Source organism: Clostridium celatum DSM 1785 (assembly GCF_000320405.1).
Classification (GTDB): domain Bacteria; phylum Bacillota; class Clostridia; order Clostridiales; family Clostridiaceae; genus Clostridium; species Clostridium celatum.
The window spans coordinates 71998-89004 of sequence record NZ_KB291716.1 but is presented as its reverse complement, the minus strand read 5'-3'; the positions used below and the strand labels follow the sequence as shown (position 1 = coordinate 89004).

Genomic DNA, 17007 nt, shown 5'->3' with positions numbered 1-17007 from the left:
TTTACTTTCCCTTAACTTTATGAATTAACTCTTCAATATGCATTCCATAATTAATAGAATCATCAATTTCAAAAATTATTTGAGGATTATATCTTAAATTAATTCTTTGACCTATTTCTCTTCTTATATATCCACTAGCATTTTTTAGAGCAATAAATGTATTGTTCTTTTCTTCATCATCTTTCCCAAATATACTTACAAATACTTTGGCATATCTTAAATCTTTTGTTACTTTTACATCTGTAACTGATACCATTGCTGTAAGTCTTGGATCTTTAATTTCATTTCTAATTATATTACTAATTTCTCTTTTGACTTCTTCGTTTATTCTTCCGCCTCTATAGTTAGCCATTTAAAACACCTCTTAAAGCTCTTTTCTCTTTATAGCTTCCATTGTAAATGATTCTATAATATCGCCTTCTTTAAGGTCATTGAATTTTTCAACACTTAATCCACATTCATATCCTTTAGCAACTTCTTTGACATCATCTTTAAATCTCTTTAATGAAGCTAATGTTGATTCAAATATTACAATACCGTCTCTTATAACTCTTACTTCAGAACTTCTTACAATTTTACCATCAAGTACATAACATCCAGCTATTGTACCAACATTTGAAATCTTGTAAGTCATTCTTACTTCAGCTTTACCATTTACAACTTCTTTATATTCAGGGTCAAGCATACCAATCATAGCTGATTTAACATCTTCTATAGCATCATATATTATTCTATATGTCTTTAAGTTGATGTTTTCTTTTTCTGCAGCTATAGTTGCATTACTATCTGGTCTTACGTTAAATCCAATTATAAGTGCATTTGAAGCTGCTGCTAATGTAACATCAGTTTCAGTTATAGCACCAACTGCACCGTGAATAACTCTTACTTTAACATCATCAGTTGATAATTTTTCTAATGATTGTCTAATTGCCTCAACTGAACCTTGAACATCAGCTTTAACAACTATTGCAAGTTCCTTAACTTTACCTTCTTGAATTTGGCTATATAAATCTTCAAGTGATACTCTATGTGATGCTTGATGACTATCAGCTTTAATTTTTTGCTTTCTAAGTTCAGCCATATTTCTTGCAGTTTTTTCATCTTTACAAACTACAAATCTATCTCCAGCCGCTGGAACTTCTGAAAGACCTAATATTTCAACTGGAATAGATGGTCCAGCAGATTTAATTTTCTTTCCTCTATCATCAAACATAGCTCTTATTCTACCATAAGTAGAACCAACTAATATTGAATCTCCAACGTTTAAAGTACCATTTTGAATAAGTAATGATGCAACTGCACCTCTACCTTTGTCTAATTTAGCTTCAATTACAGTACCTTTAGCTTTTCTATTTGGATCTGCTACTAATTCTTGCATTTCAGCAGTTAATAGTACCATTTCAAGTAAGCTTTCTAAGTTTTCTCCAGTCTTAGCTGATACTGGTACACATATAGTGTCTCCACCCCAGTCTTCTGAAACTAAACCATGCTCAGTTAATTCTTGTTTAACTCTATCAATATTTGCTCCTGGTCTATCAATCTTATTGATTGCAACTATCATTGGAACATCAGCTGCTTTACAGTGATTTATAGCTTCTTTAGTTTGTGGCATTATTCCATCATCTGCAGCAACAACTAATATAACTATATCAGTAACTTGAGCTCCTCTAGCTCTCATTGCAGTGAAGGCTTCATGTCCTGGAGTATCTAAGAATGTTATCTTTTCTCCATTTAATGAAACTGTGTATGCACCTATGTGTTGAGTTATTCCACCAGCTTCACTTGCTGTAACCTTTGCATGTCTTATAGCATCTAAAAGAGAAGTCTTACCATGGTCAACGTGTCCCATAATAGTTACTATCGGTGGTCTCTTTTCTAAGTTTTCTTCAACTACATCATTTTCGTCTTCAAAAGCTTCTAATTCAGTTTCTGCTTCTTTCTTTTCAACTAAAACTTCATATTTTTCACAAAGCTTTTCTGCTGTAGCAAAATCTATTTCTTGATTAACTCCAGCCATAACGCCTAAGAATATTAAATTCTTAATAACATCATTTGTAGGTTTTCCAAGCTTCTCACATAACTCTTTAACAGTTATAGTTTCGCCTATTTCGATTACTCCACAAGCTGCTTCTGCATTTCTTTCTACTTCTTCACGCTCTAATTCTTTTTTAGTCTTTTTCTTTTTTCTTACACCTTTATTTAATGATTCAGCTAATTCTTCTTCATATTCATCAACTAAGCTCTTCTTTGACTCATCACTTGCTGAATCACCTAATAATTCTTTTATTAGTGCAGCATCTTCATCTTCAATAACACTCATGTGGTTTTTTACTTCTACACTAAATTCATCCATTAATAAATTTATTAAATCTTTTGAGCTTACATTTAGCTCTTTTGCCAATTCATATACTCTAATCTTTGACAATAAAATCACCCCCGGTTAATTTGTTACTTCTTCCATTTGGTATAAAGATATTAACTTTTCAGCCATATTTTTATCAACTATCGCTAAAACTTTTATTTCCTCTCTCCCAATTGGACTACCTAATTCTTCCTTCGAAAAATTTTCTATAAGAGGAATATTTTTTTCCTTGCAATGATTCTTAAATTTTTTCTTTGTACTATCTGATGCATCATTAGATAGTATCACAAGATAAAAATTACGTCTATTACGCTGTTCATCACACTTGCTATATCCTTCAATTAGATTCCCTGATCTTTTAGCTAGACCTAGGAAGTTAAAAAATTTATTCATTAATTATCTCTTCCCTTAATCTGTTGTATATTTCTTCATCTATTACAGCATCAAGGTTTCTACTTAATCTCTTAGTTTTAAATGCCTTTTCTAGGCATTCTATATCTTTACAGATGTAGGCTCCTCTGCCTGATTTTTTTCCTGTTAAGTCCATAGAAACTTCACCATCTTGACTTCTAACTACTCTTATAAGTTCTTTTTTAGGCTTCATCTCCATACAACCTGTGCACATTCTTAAAGGTATCTTCTTTACTTTCATAAAAAGCCCTCCTTTATTCCTCTAATGCTTCAGCTTGTGACTTACTCTTTATGTCAATCTTCCAATTTGTTAATTTAGCAGCTAATCTTACATTTTGGCCTTCTTTACCAATTGCAAGGGATAATTGATTATCATCAACTATAACCTTAGCTGATTTTGTATCCTCATCAACTGTAACACTTAGTACTTTTGCTGGGCTTAAAGAACTTGCAATAAACTCTTCTGGGTTTTTACTCCATTTAATTATGTCAATCTTTTCTCCCTTAAGTTCATTAACTATGTTTTGTACTCTAGTTCCCTTTGGACCAACACATGCTCCCATTGGGTCTACATTTTCATCATGAGATACTACTGCAATCTTACTTCTTGAACCAGCTTCTCTTGAAATACTCTTAATTTCTACTATACCTTCGTATATTTCTGGTACTTCAAGCTCAAATAATCTCTTAACTAATCCTGGATGAGTTCTAGAAACTATAATTTGAGCTCCCTTTGGTGTATTTTTAACTTCTACTAAATATAATTTAATTTTTTCATTAAATTTATACTTCTCTCTTGGAATTTGTTCTTTTGGTCCAATAGCTGTTTCTAATTTACCTATATTAACAAAAACATTTCCTTTATCTTCTCTTAAAACTGTACCTGTTATAATATCATATTCTTTTTCTTTGTATTCTCCATATATGATATTTCTTTCAGCTTCTCTAATTCTTTGAGTTACTACACCTTTTGCAAGTTGTGCTGCAACTCTACCAAAGTTCTTTGGTGTTACTTCAAAATCAACTACGTCATCTAAATCATAAGTTGGTTTTATTTCTCTTGCTTCTTCCAATCCAATTTCTGTAACATCATCAAATACTTCTTCTACAACTATCTTTTGAGAATATACATGTATTTCTCCAGTTTCTCTATCAATTGTTACTTTCACATTTTGAGCTGAAGATGTTGGGCCTGCATAATTTTTCTTATATGCTGCAACTAATGCATCCTCAATTGTTGCGAATAATAAATCTTCACTAATTCCTTTATCTTTTACTATTTCTTTAAGAGCACCTATAAACTCTTGGTTCATCTTAAATACACCCTCCTTACTATATTTCCCCTTCAATATTGGTTGATTTTATTTTATCTTTTGGAACAATTACTAAGCTATCTGCTTCAACTACAATGTTTTCTTCATTAACTTCTTTTAATATACCTTTAACGTTCTTTTTGCCATCTAGAGACTTTGTAAATCTAACCATTACTTCTCTACCAACAAATCTCTTATAATGTTCTTCTGTGAATAATGTTCTATTTAAACCTGGTGATGAAACTTCTAAGAAATAAGCTTCTGTTATAGGATCTTTTTCATCCATAACATCACTAACTCTTCTTGAAAGAGCTTCACAATCACTTAAAGCGATGCCACCATCCTTTTCTATATATATTCTTAAATAATATTCTCCATTTTCCTTAACATATTCAATGTGATATATGTCATAGTTAAGTTCATCTGCAATTGGTTTAACCAATTCATAGATTTGATTAATTAAGGCATCAATTTTCATATTAATCCTCCTTTGCTATATTCAGTTTTTAAGTAATTTAAAATGCAGATATGTAAAAACGCAACTATAAAAGTAGTTGCGTTCAAATATAAAGAGCGGGATTTACGCCCCACTCCACATTTTTTAGCTATTAGTAAATTACTTCTTTCTAGATAATATCATACTTTACTAATAAATACAAGGGGCTATAGCAACATTTAGGTTCCCCATTTTAAACTTGCCCCAAATTCAATGTTTTTATTCAACTCTAGCGTTTCTAGCAAATATTATTTATTATCTAAAGCAATTGTACTTAACATCTATATTAAGAACTTCTAGTATTATACTGATTTTCGATATAATTCATAAGTTTTGTAAATGCTTGTAGTGACTTTTCAATCTTCTCATATGAAATACAATATGATAATCTTATAAATCCTGGGCATCCAAAAGTTTTACCTGGTACAGCTAATATATTATATTTTTTTGCTTCTTCACAAAACTTAACATCATCTTCTATTGGTGATTTAGGAAATAAATAAAAGGCACCTTGTGGCTTAATACATTTAAACCCTATAGAAATTAAATGGTTATATAATAAATCTCTATTTTTCTTATATATCTCAACATCTACTTCTAAATCTAAACTTTCTTTAATTACTCTTTGAAAAAGTGATGGTGCATTTACAAATCCTAATATTCTATTTGCAATATTTAATCCATTAATGGTTTCTTCAAAATCACTAATATTAGGATTTATAACAATATACCCTATTCTTTCTCCAGGTAATGATAAAGATTTACTATATGAATATCCAATAAATGAATTATAATAGTATTTTAATATATAAGGAACTTTAACAGCATCATATACAATTTCCCTATACGGTTCATCAGATATTAAATAAATATCATTATTATATTCATTTTCTTTTTCTTTTAAAATATTTGCTAATTTAATAATACTTTCTTCACTATATATTACTCCACTTGGATTATTAGGCGAATTAATTATAACTGCTTTTGTTTTTTCTGTAATATTATTTTTAAAAGCATTTAAATTCATATCAAAAGTGCTAGTATCAGCTTCAATAACTTTAATAGTTCCACCATAATTTTTAACATAGTTTATATATTCTCCAAAAAAAGGTGCAAAAACTATTACTTCATCTCCTGGATTTAATATAGTCTTAAAAATTATATTTAATCCACCTGCTGCCCCACAAGTCATAACAATATTATTAAAATTCAATTTAATATTATGTTTATTCTCTAAATGCTTTGCAATTTCTTCTCTAACATCTAAATATCCTGAATTATTCATATATCCATGAACATAATTTGGTTTTTCCTCATTTAGTATTTTATTTATTTTATCTTTTATTTCTTCTGGCGGTTCTACACTTGGATTACCTATGCTAAAATCAAATACATTTTCTTCCCCATAAATTTCTGATAATCTTTTTCCCTCTTCAAACATCGCTCTAATAATTGAACTATTAGAAACCATATCCTTCATATTTTCAGATATCATTTTTAAGCCACCCCTTTTATTTAGTTATTACTTTATACTTTCTCATTTAGTATTCCATAGTAATTAACTTATATTTTCTAAACTTCTCTATAACTAATTTATTTACTTTACTTTTTTATTACCCCAATTGCTACACCTATTATGCTTACCTCTTTCCCCTCTAAAGGTATTGCTCCATACTTTGGATTTGCTGCTATAAGTATTGGTTTTTTTTCATTAAGCTTTAATGTTTTTAATGTTGCTTCGCCATCAATACTAGCTGCAACTATATCATTGTTATAGGCTGTATTTTGCTTCTTAATTACTACTAAATCTCCATCATTTATATTTTTATCTATCATACTATCACCTTTTACATGAAGTATAAACGTATCTTTTCCTCTCTCAAGCCATCCTTTAGGAAGATAAAATTTCTCTTTAATTTCATCATTCATTTCAATGGGATTACCTGCTGCTATATCATTAAAAACATTTATTTCTACTATTTCATCTTCATTAAAAATAGTATTATCATCTAAAAATATCTCTTTTTTTGAAGATGATGTATCTAAATTAAAATCTACTATATTCTTATACTTTAGATTAATATATCTAAACTTTTCCATATATTCATCCCTTGTTACTTTTTCTTCCTTGAAGTCTTTTTTAAAAGTAAAACTCTTTCCTTTAAAATCTGCACCAAGAGTATTTAATTTTCTCCCCTTTATTAACCATTTATTTTCATCTATTTGTTTTTCATTATTAAATATAAATATAAACGATGAATATGTTTTAGTTTCATAAAGACTTTTGACAAATTTAATTTCACTTCTAGTTAAATTTTCTACTTCATCTAAAACTATATGTGTATATTTACTACCTATTTTATTTGCATATTTAGCTGCAAATATTATCTCATCATAAATATCCATATATCCTTTGTCCCATATTAACGAAGTATATAGTTCCATTAAGCTGTATATAGCATCTCTACTATACGAATTTTTTATAACTCTATATTTTCTGCCTTTTCTATGAATATTGCTATATTCATCTCTAGTAAAATCACAAGCTTTAATCCACATTATTTCATTATATATTTCTTTAACTGTAAGCTTACTTAAAAGCTTAGATTTCTTTCTAAACATAGAAAGATTATCTATAAACGCTTCACTATTTAAAACTTCATTTACTATACTATCATTAGCGTTTTTTAGATTTAATTTATTTTCTTCTTTATATCTATTTGAATATATATTAATAAAATCTCTTATTAAAGCAAATTCCACACGATTTTTATCTATGCTAAACAACGAGTAAAATTCATTACTCTTATTATTTTCATCATATATTTTTTTACCTTCTTCTAATTTATTTAAATCAGAATTTAAGTATAAAATTTTATCATTTTCATATAGACAATAATTATTTTCTAAATTTATAACTCTATGTATGGAAGCCATCGTCTTTCCTGTTAATGATTTTCCTTTCATCAATGAAAAGCCCATGCTTTTATTTTTTATAAATCTATTTTGAGTTTTTGTTAATTTCATTTTTACACCTGCTTTACTTTTCATTAAAAGAAAAACCCCAAAGAAAGAAAATAACTTTGGAGTTATAAAATAATTTTATTCATTTATTATAAAAAAGTCAATTATTAGTTAAATTAAACCATAAATCTTTTATTTAATTATACTATTTATTACTTAAATAAGCATCTATAGCCTCAGCAGCCTTTTTACCAGCCCCCATTGCTAATATAACCGTTGCTGCACCAGTAACTGCATCACCACCTGCATAAACACCTTCTTTAGTTGTAAGCCCTGTTTCTTCATCAGCAACTAAACACTTCCACTTGTTAATTTCTAATCCCTTTGTAGTAGATGAAATAAGTGGATTTGGTGATGTTCCAAGGGACATAATTACAGTATCTACTTCCATAATATATTCTGAATCTTTAACAACAACTGGTCTTCTTCTTCCAGATGCATCTGGTTCTCCTAATTCCATTTTTACACACTTCATCCCTGTAACCCATCCATTTTCATCAGTTAATATTTCTGTTGGATTAGTTAAAATATCAAAGATAACTCCTTCTTCTTTTGCATGATGTATTTCTTCAACTCTCGATGGCAACTCCAACTCACTTCTTCTGTAAACTATATGAGTCTCTGCCCCTAATCTCAAAGCTGTTCTTGCTGCATCCATTGCAACATTTCCTCCACCAACTACAGCTACCTTATTTCCAACTTTAACTGGTGTATGATATTCCTCTTTAAATGCTTTCATTAAATTGACTCTTGTTAAAAATTCATTTGCAGAAAATACTCCATTTGCATTTTCCCCTGGTATTCCCATAAATTTAGGCAAACCAGCTCCTGATCCTATAAATACAGCATGAAATTTTTCTTCTTCAATTAATGAATCTATTGTAACTGTTTTTCCTACAACTACATTTGTTTCGATCTTCACGCCTAATTTTTTTATATTTTCAATTTCAGCTTTAACTACATCATCCTTCGGCAATCTAAATTCTGGTATACCATAAACCAAAACTCCACCTACTTCATGTAACGCTTCAAAAATAGTTACATCATAACCTTTTTTAGCTAAATCTCCTGAACAAGTAAGTCCTGCTGGTCCTGAACCTATAATTGCTACCTTTTTACCTTTAGACTCTTCTTTAAATGATAAATCAACATTATGTTTCCTAGACCAATCTGCCACATACTTTTCAAGCTTACCAATTGCAACTGGTTCGCCTTTTATTCCTAATACACATTTCCCTTCACATTGTGATTCTTGAGGACAAACTCTACCACAAACTGCTGGTAGTGCACTATATTTTGCAATCTCTTTAGCCGCTCCTTCTATATCTCCATCTTTAACATAAGATATAAAACCTGGAATATTGATAGAAACAGGGCATCCACTAACACACTTTGGATTTTTACATCCAAGGCATCTTTTTGCTTCAACTAATGCACTTTCATCATCATAACCCAAACATACTTCTTTAAAATTTTTAGCTCTTATGCTTGCTTCTTGCTCTCTAACTGCTGTCCTTTTCATTCTATCTATATTACTCATTATTTATGACCTCCACATTCGCAACCTTTTCTATGATGTGTATCGCCTTCTTCAAATTTTAAGATAGCTCTTCCTTCCTCGGTCTTATATAAAGCTTGTCTTCTCATGCTTTCATCAAAATTTACAAGATGTCCATCAAATTCTGGTCCATCAACACAAGCAAACTTAACTTCATTTCCAACTGTTACTCTACAAGCACCACACATTCCTGTACCATCTACCATTATAGGATTTAAACTTACCGTTGTCTTTATTCCTAGTTCTCTTGTAAGTTCTGACATAAACTTCATCATTATCATAGGCCCAATTACTATAGCATGGTCATATTTTTTACCTTTCTTATTTACTAAATCTAATAAACAATCTGTTACTCTACCATTAAATCCATAAGAACCATCATCTGTTGATATATAAAGATTTTTAGCAACTGCTTTCATTTCATCTTCTAATATTATTAACTCTTTATTTCTTGCTCCTATAATTACATCAACATCTATATTTTTTTCTTTAAACCATTTTACTTGCGGATAAACAGGTGCAGCCCCTACTCCCCCTGCTACAAATATTATTTTTTGATTTTTTAACATTTCTAAAGACTCATGTATAAATTCACTTGGTTGACCTAATGGTCCAACAAAATCCTGAACATATTGCCCTTCTTCAAATCTTGCTAATTCTTTAGTTGAATACCCTACCGTTTGAAAAACAATAGTTACAGTTCCTTTATTTTTATCATAATCAGCAATAGTTAATGGTATTCTTTCTCCCTTTTCATCATTTTTTATAATAATAAATTGACCTGGTTGTGCTGATTTAGCAACTCTCGGAGCCTCTATATCCATTAAATATATATTTTCTGTTAAAACTTTTTTCTTTACTATCTTAAACATTGTAAACGCCCCCTTAAAAGCTTCTTGCATAAAATTAATTCTTTTATCTTTAAAATTTAAGAATACATCTTTAAAATTGCTCTTAAAAAATGTATTCTTAAAATAATAAACACTATAACTTATCTTCTCTCTATTCTATTTACAACTTTCTTTTAAAAATCCACTTTATTTCCATAGAATGTACATGAAAGAAGTTTTTCCATTGTTTCATCATCTATAGTTCTTGGGTTTGAACCTGTACATGCATCTAAAACAGCATTATGTGCAACATTCTTTAGATTTGCTAAAAACTCTTCTTCATTTACTCCGTACTCTTGCATTGTTGCTGGAATATTTAATTCTTTATTAAATTCATTGATCTTCGTAATTAATGAATCTGTTAACTCTGCATTTGTATTTCCTTCTAATTTTAATACTTTGGCTATATCCGCATATCTTTCTTCACATTCACTTCTGTTATATTGAATAACATATGGTAAGAAAATTGCATTAGCACATCCATGTGGAATATGGAATACAGCTCCTGTTTTATGTGCCATTGAATGTACTATTCCAAGTAATGCATTACTAAATGCCATACCAGCTAAACATTGAGCTTCATGCATTAAATCTCTAGCATTTTTATCTCCATTAAAAGATTTAACTAAATTTTCATTAATCATTTCAATTGCTTTTAATGCTAATGGATCTGAAAAATTTGATTTTAAAGATGCCGTATATGCTTCAATCGCATGAGTTAATGCATCCATACCCGTATGAGCAACAAGCTTTGCTGGCATTGTTTGTGCAAGCTCTGGATCAACAATTGCAATATCTGGAGTTATATTAAAATCTGCTAAAGGATATTTAATTTTTGCTTTATAATCAGTAATTACTGAAAATGCAGTAACTTCAGTTGCTGTTCCTGACGTTGATGGAATTGCAACAAATTTAGCTTTTTGTCTTAGTTCTGGTAATCCAAAAGGAACTACCGCTTCTTCAAATGTAAAATCAGGATATTCATAGAAAATCCACATTGCTTTTGCAGCATCAATTGGAGAACCACCACCCATAGCCACTATCCAATCTGGCTCAAATTCTCTCATAACAGCTGCACCATTCATAACAGTTTCAACTGATGGATCTGGTTCAACACCTTCAATTAATCTAACTTCTAGTCCAGCTTCTTTTAAATAATTTTCAACTTTTTCTAAAAAACCAAACCTCTTCATTGATCCGCCGCCAACTACAACTACAGCTTTCTTTCCTTTTAAAGTTTTTAAAACTTCTAAAGAACCGTTTCCATGATAAATATCTCTTGGTAATGTAAATCTTGCCATTCTATCCCCTCCCAAAAATCAATACAATGTAAAAAGTCAATACCACATTTATATTTTTATAGCAGTCACAAATTAATTATACCATAATTTCACTTTAGATAAATATTTTTCAAAAAATATACTTAAAGACAAGAAAATACCTTTTCTAATCTCTAAGTATATAAAACCTTCTATTCTGCTTTCTTTAAAAAGTTTTTACAGTTTTCATCTAACACTTTTAATATTTCATCTACTCTTTCCCAATTTTCAAGCGAAGCTCCTGCTGCTAACATATGGCCACCCCCACCAAAGTTTGCTGCTATATCATTCACTCTAGGACCATTTGATCTAAATTCACAGAATATAGATCCATCTTCTTTTTCAGCGAAGAAATGCCAATTAATTATTCCTACTGTATCTTGCAGAGCATTTACCATTCTTGCCGCTTTAATTGCTTGTAAATTATACTTCTTTACTATTTCATTTGGAATTTTTAAATATGCCATTCCATTTTCAGTAGTTACATAATTACTATATATATATCCTAAGAATTTTAATTCCTCTTCTTCTCTTTTATACATATTAGCATAAATTTCTTTTGTTTCTAGATCAAATGTTATTTTTGATAACTTTTCAAATAATTCAGTTGGATTTTCTATATATAAAAATCTTCCTGTATCACCAATTATTCCTGTAAATAAAGCTTTTCTTCCTTGCTTATCTATTTTTAATTTATTACTATTTGCTAAATATAAATCTAAAATCATTTCACTACAAGAAGAATAATTAGTATCTACCCATGTTAAATCTTCAAAAGGTGCATCAAAAGCCTTATGATGATCTATTTTTAAAATATACCCACACTTATTAAAGGATTGATTATCAACTCTTTCTTTATTAGCTACATCTACAATAATAGCTAATGATTTTTCATCCAATTCAATTTCTTCATCCATTTTATTTATATACTCTAAATTTTTAGAATGTTCACCTAATAATACAACCTTTTTATTTGGATATGTATTGTTTATAATGCTTTTTAAAGCTGTTTGGGAACTATATGAATCCGGATCCGGAAATACATGTCTATAAATAGCTATAGTATCATATTCTTCAATTTTATTTATTATACTTTTCATTAATTTTTATTCATCCTACTTACCTCCATTATTTTTTAATTAATTACTAAATTTAATTTTAGATAATTAATATATCAACATACATCAATTTCACTTAAATATCAAGTTATTTTTATTATTTTATGTATCTAGTAAAAAAATTCCCTACTTAGCTAAGCTAAGCAGGGTTTTTATTAATTTATAGTGTTTTATTGACGACTAATTGAAGTTTCAACTTGTGATTGCATTTCTTTTAACATAGAATCAATATCATTTGAATTTCCAGTAACGTATGCCGCATACTTTTCTTCTGCTACTGTTCTAGCTGATTGAGCATTATTTATAGCTGGAGTAAAGTAAGCAAAACCTAAAGATTCTTTAGCTACATTATAAATTTTTCCATATAATGAATCTGTATCAGCTAATACTTCTTGAACTACAGTAGAATCTTGAGCTGATTTTCTTACTGGTAAGTATCCAGTTCCAGTTGCAAACTTAGCTGTGTTTTCTGTGTTAGTTGCGAACTTAATAAATTCATAAGCTGCATATTGAGCTTCTGGAGAAACATCTTTAGTTACAAATAATGAAGCACCTTGTTGGATTACAGCTTTGTCTTTTCCTTCAAAGTGTGGAACTTCTACTACAGCTACTTCAAAAGCACCATTAGTGTTAATGTGAGCAAATCCAGCTGAAGAACCTTGGTAAGCTAAAAGATCACCATTAGAGAATGGTCCTGATAAGAACTTATCTTCACCAGGTACTCTAAATGCACCACTTTGAGTCTTTTCTCTAAAGAATTGCATAAACTCTTTTGACCAATCGTTTATGATATTTATTTTTCCATCTAATTGAACAAAGTCTTTTCCATCTTCTTTTAATGTAGAAATAAATGCATTAGAACTTGAGTCAAATCCAAATCCAGCTATTCCTAATTCATCTTTTGCTTTTTGTGATATTTCAGCTAATTTTTCAAAAGTTAAATCTTTTAAATCATCTACAGTATATCCTAGTTTTTCTAATGCGTTTTTGTTTACATATAAAACTTCTGTAGATTTAGTCATTGGAAGACCATATATTTTATTTTCTCCCCATTGTGATAATTCACTAATGAAGTCTGGAATAAAATCATTTTTAATATCATCTGCCATTCCTACAGTTTCACTATTAACATATGGTGTTAAATCTACAACCTTATCTTCGTTAATAAGTCCAGTAGCAGCATCTGGATAAATATTTACTATTGCTGGTAAAGTATTTGATTGTGATGAAGCTATAACTTTTTTATTTAAATCTACGATACTTCCTTGGCTTGAAGCAGTAACAGTTATACCTAAAGTATTAGTGTTGTTAAAGTCATCAACTATACTTTGTAAAACTTCTGCTTGCTTACCATTCATGTAATGCCACATTTCTATTGATATTGGTTGTTGTAACTCTGTTACAATATTTTCACTTGTTGTATCATTTTTTGAACAACCTGCCAATGATGTAACTGCAATTACTGCAGTCATTAAAGATGCTAATAATCTTCTTTTCATTCGTTTCACCTCTAAAACCTATTTTCATATATATTTATAAGAAAAGATGATTAAAAGATAAATTATTAAAATTTCATATATATTTATATATTTTTTATTAAAGCATTAAAAACTTTTATAATAAATAATTAAAGCATTTATAAATACTTAAAGTATTAATATTTTAACTTTTAATTCATACTCTCCCTATATGCTAATTATTTATATTATCCTTTAGTTCCCCCAATAGAGATACCATTCATAATTTTCTTATGTAAGAACATATAAACTATAACTATTGGCATTGTAATTATTGTTGATGCCGCCATTAATAATTCATATCTATTTCCTACATCTGATTGGAATGCTGTTAAACCATTTGCAAGCAATCTCATGTTATCGCTATTTGTAACAAGTAATGGCCAAAGGAATGCATTCCATGAATTTATACCAACTAATATACAAATTGTAATTATTGAAGGCTTAGCCATTGGTACGACTATTTTCCATAAGAATTTCCAATCACTTGCACCATCAACCTTTGCTGCATAATATAATTGCTTTGGAATCTTTAAGAAAAATTCTCTAAGCATATAAATATATAAAACATTTGCCATATAAGGTAAAAATAACGCTGTATAACTATCCATTAATTTCATTGCTGAAATTGTTTTGAAATTAGTTACTATTAAAACTTCTCCTGGAATCATCATTGATGCTAAGAAAATAGAGAATATTAAATCTCTACCCTTAAACTCAAGATGAGAGAAAGCAAATGCTGATAATATTGCAATTACTACTGTAGTAACTATACTTAAAGCAGTAACTATAATTGTGTTTATGAAATATCTTCCAAAAGGAGCCATTGCTAATGCAGTACTAAAGTTACTCCACATAAATTTATCTGGAACCATTGTTGGTGGCGTTTGAATAACTTCAAAACTTGATTTTAATGATGATGCTATCATCCAATAAAATGGAAATAGCGTTATAATAGCAAAGACAACTAATAAGAAGTATTTAATGAATGCTTTAAAATTATTTTTATTTTTCATTTTTACACCTCTTAGTAATGAATCTTATTACGAGCAACAGTTTTTTGTACTAAAGTTACACTTAATATTATAACCAATAGAACTACTGAAGCAGCAAAAGCTAATGGGAAATCTTGATCCCCGTAGAATCTATCTATTATATATCTTACAACTGTTGATACCGCACCATCTAGTGTACGTCCTCCAAATAAAACATAAACTTCTGTGTAAACTTTGAAGGCAGCAATTAAACTAATAACATATGTATAAGCAATCATAGGAGAAACTAATTTAACCGTTATTTTTCTAAATATAGTTCCACTTGTTGCTTGGTCTATCTTAGCAGCTTGGTAGTATTGTGGATTTATAGAAGCTATCCCTGTAGTTAATATTAATGTATTAAAGGCTAGACTTTTCCACACAGCAAATATTATCAATGCAACCATTGCATATTTAGGATCATTAAGCCAGTTTATTGGACTAATTCCTATTTTCCCTAATATGAAATTAATTATTCCATATTGTGAGTTAAATAACCAAGACCATACTATTCCTATTGCAACTAATGAAGTTACATATGGAAGGAAGTATATACTTTGGAATACACCTTTAACTTTTTCATTTTTAATATTTGCAAGAGCATTCGCTATCAATAAAGAAATTATTACTGATAAAGCTGGAACTATAGCTGCATAAATTACAGTATTAATTAAAGATTGAATAAATCTCTTGTCTTGGAATAGATATTTATAAGATCCAAATCCAAAAACAAATCCTTTTGCTTTAGTTTCATCAAAACTTAATATAATCGTATTTATTATAGGATAAAATACAAAAATACCTAATATAATCAATGCAGGTAATAAGTATAAATATCCTTTCTTATTTTTCTTTAACATTTTGTTATGAACTCCTCACTTTCAGCATCAAAAACATAACTCTTTCCTTGCTTTGGCCTAATAGTTAATTCTGCTCCTTCATCAATAAAGAATTCTTTATCAACTAACATCTTATATGTAGCACCTTTATGATTTAAAGTTAATAATCTTTCTCTACCTAATATTTCAACTGTAACTACTGTTGTTTTTAAGCCTTCTTCTGATACCTCAAAATCTTCAGCTCTAACACCTAATACAACCTTTGATTTATCTTTTGGTAAGTTTTCTAGTGTTAAAGTATCAATAATACCTTTCCCATCCTTAACATCTACATCTACAAAGTTCATTTCTGGACTTCCTATAAATGATGCAACAAATTTATTTACTGGGTTTAAGTATATATCACTTGGAGAAGATACTTGTTGGATTGCTCCATTCTTCATTAGTACTATTTCATCTGAAATACACATTGCTTCTTCTTGGTCATGAGTTACAAATATTGCTGTAACACCAGTTTCTTTTTGTATTCTTCTTATTTCTTGTCTTGTTTCAACTCTTAGCTTTGTATCTAAGTTTGATAATGGTTCATCTAAAAGAAGTATTTCTGGTTTTTTAGCTAATGCTCTAGCTATGGCAACTCTTTGTTGTTGTCCTCCTGAAAGTTGAGCTGGCTTCTTGTCTAATTGATCTGCAATTTTAACAATTTCAGCAACTTCTTTTACTCTTTTTTCAGCTTCTTCTTTATTCCACTTTAAATTTTTCAGTGGAAATAATATGTTTTCTCTTACAGTCATATGTGGGTATAGAGCATAGTTTTGGAATACTAATCCTATTCCTAATTCTTCTGGCTCAAGCCCTGTAACATCTCTATCTCCAAAGAATATCTTTCCACCAGATGGTTTATGAATTCCTGAAATAGTAAATAGTGTTGTTGATTTACCTGATCCTGAAGGTCCTAATAATGATACTAATTTGCCCTTTGGGATTTGTAATGTAACATCATTAATAGCCTTAAAATCTCCAAATCTTACAACTAGATTTTCTAGTCTTATTCCCATTTTTAATTCACCTCATGTTTTATACATATATTAATCATGCAACATTTTATAAAGTTCGCACATTTAAC

The 17007-nt window shown here is 29.4% G+C and carries 16 protein-coding genes; all 16 read right to left on the bottom strand.

Translation table 11 applies throughout. The features are described 5' to 3' along the window. Position 1: 1 nt before the first annotated feature. Positions 2-352: a 30S ribosome-binding factor RbfA gene (gene rbfA, locus HMPREF0216_RS15820; RefSeq protein WP_005216387.1), complete on the bottom strand. Its 351-nt coding sequence runs from the start codon at positions 350-352 to the stop codon at positions 2-4. A 12-nt stretch (positions 353-364) separates the two neighbouring features. Then, the gene (gene infB, locus HMPREF0216_RS15815; RefSeq protein ID WP_040420240.1) at positions 365-2425 is read right to left on the bottom strand and encodes a translation initiation factor IF-2; all 2061 of its coding nucleotides are present in this window, start codon (positions 2423-2425) and stop codon (positions 365-367) included. Between the two features lie 15 nt (positions 2426-2440). Next, positions 2441-2755 (bottom strand): 50S ribosomal protein L7ae-like protein, encoded by a 315-nt coding sequence (locus HMPREF0216_RS15810; protein ID WP_005216383.1) that lies wholly within the window; start codon positions 2753-2755, stop codon positions 2441-2443. After that, the gene (gene rnpM / locus HMPREF0216_RS15805) at positions 2748-3014 is read right to left on the bottom strand and encodes an RNase P modulator RnpM (RefSeq protein WP_005216380.1); all 267 of its coding nucleotides are present in this window, start codon (positions 3012-3014) and stop codon (positions 2748-2750) included. The genes HMPREF0216_RS15810 and rnpM overlap by 8 nt, the downstream gene beginning before the upstream one ends. Positions 3015-3027: 13 nt before the next feature. After that, positions 3028-4086, bottom strand: a complete 1059-nt coding sequence (gene nusA / locus HMPREF0216_RS15800) for a transcription termination factor NusA (protein WP_040420239.1) — start codon at positions 4084-4086, stop codon at positions 3028-3030. Between the two features lie 19 nt (positions 4087-4105). Beyond that, on the bottom strand, positions 4106-4564 hold the full coding sequence (gene rimP / locus HMPREF0216_RS15795; RefSeq protein WP_005216376.1) for a ribosome maturation factor RimP: 459 nt from the start codon (positions 4562-4564) through the stop codon (positions 4106-4108). A 304-nt stretch (positions 4565-4868) separates the two neighbouring features. Beyond that, entirely contained in the window at positions 4869-6077 is a 1209-nt protein-coding gene (locus tag HMPREF0216_RS15790; protein ID WP_005216374.1) for a pyridoxal phosphate-dependent aminotransferase, read from the bottom strand. Positions 6078-6184: 107 nt separating this feature from the next. Next, on the bottom strand, positions 6185-7633 hold the full coding sequence (locus tag HMPREF0216_RS15785; RefSeq protein WP_005216372.1) for a LexA family protein: 1449 nt from the start codon (positions 7631-7633) through the stop codon (positions 6185-6187). Positions 7634-7751: 118 nt separating this feature from the next. Further along, a complete protein-coding gene (gene gltA / locus HMPREF0216_RS15780) occupies positions 7752-9146 on the bottom strand; it encodes an NADPH-dependent glutamate synthase (RefSeq protein WP_005216370.1) in 1395 nt (464 codons plus the stop codon). Beyond that, positions 9146-10036, bottom strand: a complete 891-nt coding sequence (locus HMPREF0216_RS15775) for a sulfide/dihydroorotate dehydrogenase-like FAD/NAD-binding protein (protein ID WP_040420238.1) — start codon at positions 10034-10036, stop codon at positions 9146-9148. The genes gltA and HMPREF0216_RS15775 overlap by 1 nt, the downstream gene beginning before the upstream one ends. Positions 10037-10188: 152 nt before the next feature. Continuing rightward, a complete protein-coding gene (locus HMPREF0216_RS15770) occupies positions 10189-11355 on the bottom strand; it encodes an iron-containing alcohol dehydrogenase (RefSeq protein ID WP_005216368.1) in 1167 nt (388 codons plus the stop codon). A 170-nt stretch (positions 11356-11525) separates the two neighbouring features. After that, positions 11526-12473 (bottom strand): DHH family phosphoesterase, encoded by a 948-nt coding sequence (locus HMPREF0216_RS15765; RefSeq protein ID WP_005216365.1) that lies wholly within the window; start codon positions 12471-12473, stop codon positions 11526-11528. Between the two features lie 188 nt (positions 12474-12661). Then, positions 12662-13990: an extracellular solute-binding protein gene (locus HMPREF0216_RS15760; protein WP_040420237.1), complete on the bottom strand. Its 1329-nt coding sequence runs from the start codon at positions 13988-13990 to the stop codon at positions 12662-12664. A gap of 206 nt (positions 13991-14196) precedes the next feature. Beyond that, entirely contained in the window at positions 14197-15024 is an 828-nt protein-coding gene (locus HMPREF0216_RS15755; RefSeq protein ID WP_005216361.1) for a carbohydrate ABC transporter permease, read from the bottom strand. Positions 15025-15035: 11 nt separating this feature from the next. Further along, entirely contained in the window at positions 15036-15902 is an 867-nt protein-coding gene (locus tag HMPREF0216_RS15750; protein ID WP_005216359.1) for a carbohydrate ABC transporter permease, read from the bottom strand. Continuing rightward, positions 15896-16939, bottom strand: a complete 1044-nt coding sequence (locus HMPREF0216_RS15745) for an ABC transporter ATP-binding protein (RefSeq protein WP_005216358.1) — start codon at positions 16937-16939, stop codon at positions 15896-15898. The genes HMPREF0216_RS15750 and HMPREF0216_RS15745 overlap by 7 nt, the downstream gene beginning before the upstream one ends. Between the last annotated feature and the right edge of the window lie 68 nt (positions 16940-17007).

Coding starts and splice junctions, on each gene's coding strand:
- rbfA (WP_005216387.1), bottom strand. CDS start 352: ATGGCTAACTATAGAGGCGGAAGAATAAACGAAGAAGTCAAAAGAGAA.
- HMPREF0216_RS15810 (WP_005216383.1), bottom strand. CDS start 2,755: ATGAATAAATTTTTTAACTTCCTAGGTCTAGCTAAAAGATCAGGGAAT.
- rnpM (WP_005216380.1), bottom strand. CDS start 3,014: ATGAAAGTAAAGAAGATACCTTTAAGAATGTGCACAGGTTGTATGGAG.
- nusA (WP_040420239.1), bottom strand. CDS start 4,086: ATGAACCAAGAGTTTATAGGTGCTCTTAAAGAAATAGTAAAAGATAAA.
- rimP (WP_005216376.1), bottom strand. CDS start 4,564: ATGAAAATTGATGCCTTAATTAATCAAATCTATGAATTGGTTAAACCA.
- HMPREF0216_RS15790 (WP_005216374.1), bottom strand. CDS start 6,077: ATGATATCTGAAAATATGAAGGATATGGTTTCTAATAGTTCAATTATT.
- HMPREF0216_RS15785 (WP_005216372.1), bottom strand. CDS start 7,633: ATGAAAAGTAAAGCAGGTGTAAAAATGAAATTAACAAAAACTCAAAAT.
- gltA (WP_005216370.1), bottom strand. CDS start 9,146: ATGAGTAATATAGATAGAATGAAAAGGACAGCAGTTAGAGAGCAAGAA.
- HMPREF0216_RS15775 (WP_040420238.1), bottom strand. CDS start 10,036: ATGTTTAAGATAGTAAAGAAAAAAGTTTTAACAGAAAATATATATTTA.
- HMPREF0216_RS15770 (WP_005216368.1), bottom strand. CDS start 11,355: ATGGCAAGATTTACATTACCAAGAGATATTTATCATGGAAACGGTTCT.
- HMPREF0216_RS15765 (WP_005216365.1), bottom strand. CDS start 12,473: ATGAAAAGTATAATAAATAAAATTGAAGAATATGATACTATAGCTATT.
- HMPREF0216_RS15760 (WP_040420237.1), bottom strand. CDS start 13,990: ATGAAAAGAAGATTATTAGCATCTTTAATGACTGCAGTAATTGCAGTT.
- HMPREF0216_RS15755 (WP_005216361.1), bottom strand. CDS start 15,024: ATGAAAAATAAAAATAATTTTAAAGCATTCATTAAATACTTCTTATTA.
- HMPREF0216_RS15750 (WP_005216359.1), bottom strand. CDS start 15,902: ATGTTAAAGAAAAATAAGAAAGGATATTTATACTTATTACCTGCATTG.
- HMPREF0216_RS15745 (WP_005216358.1), bottom strand. CDS start 16,939: ATGGGAATAAGACTAGAAAATCTAGTTGTAAGATTTGGAGATTTTAAG.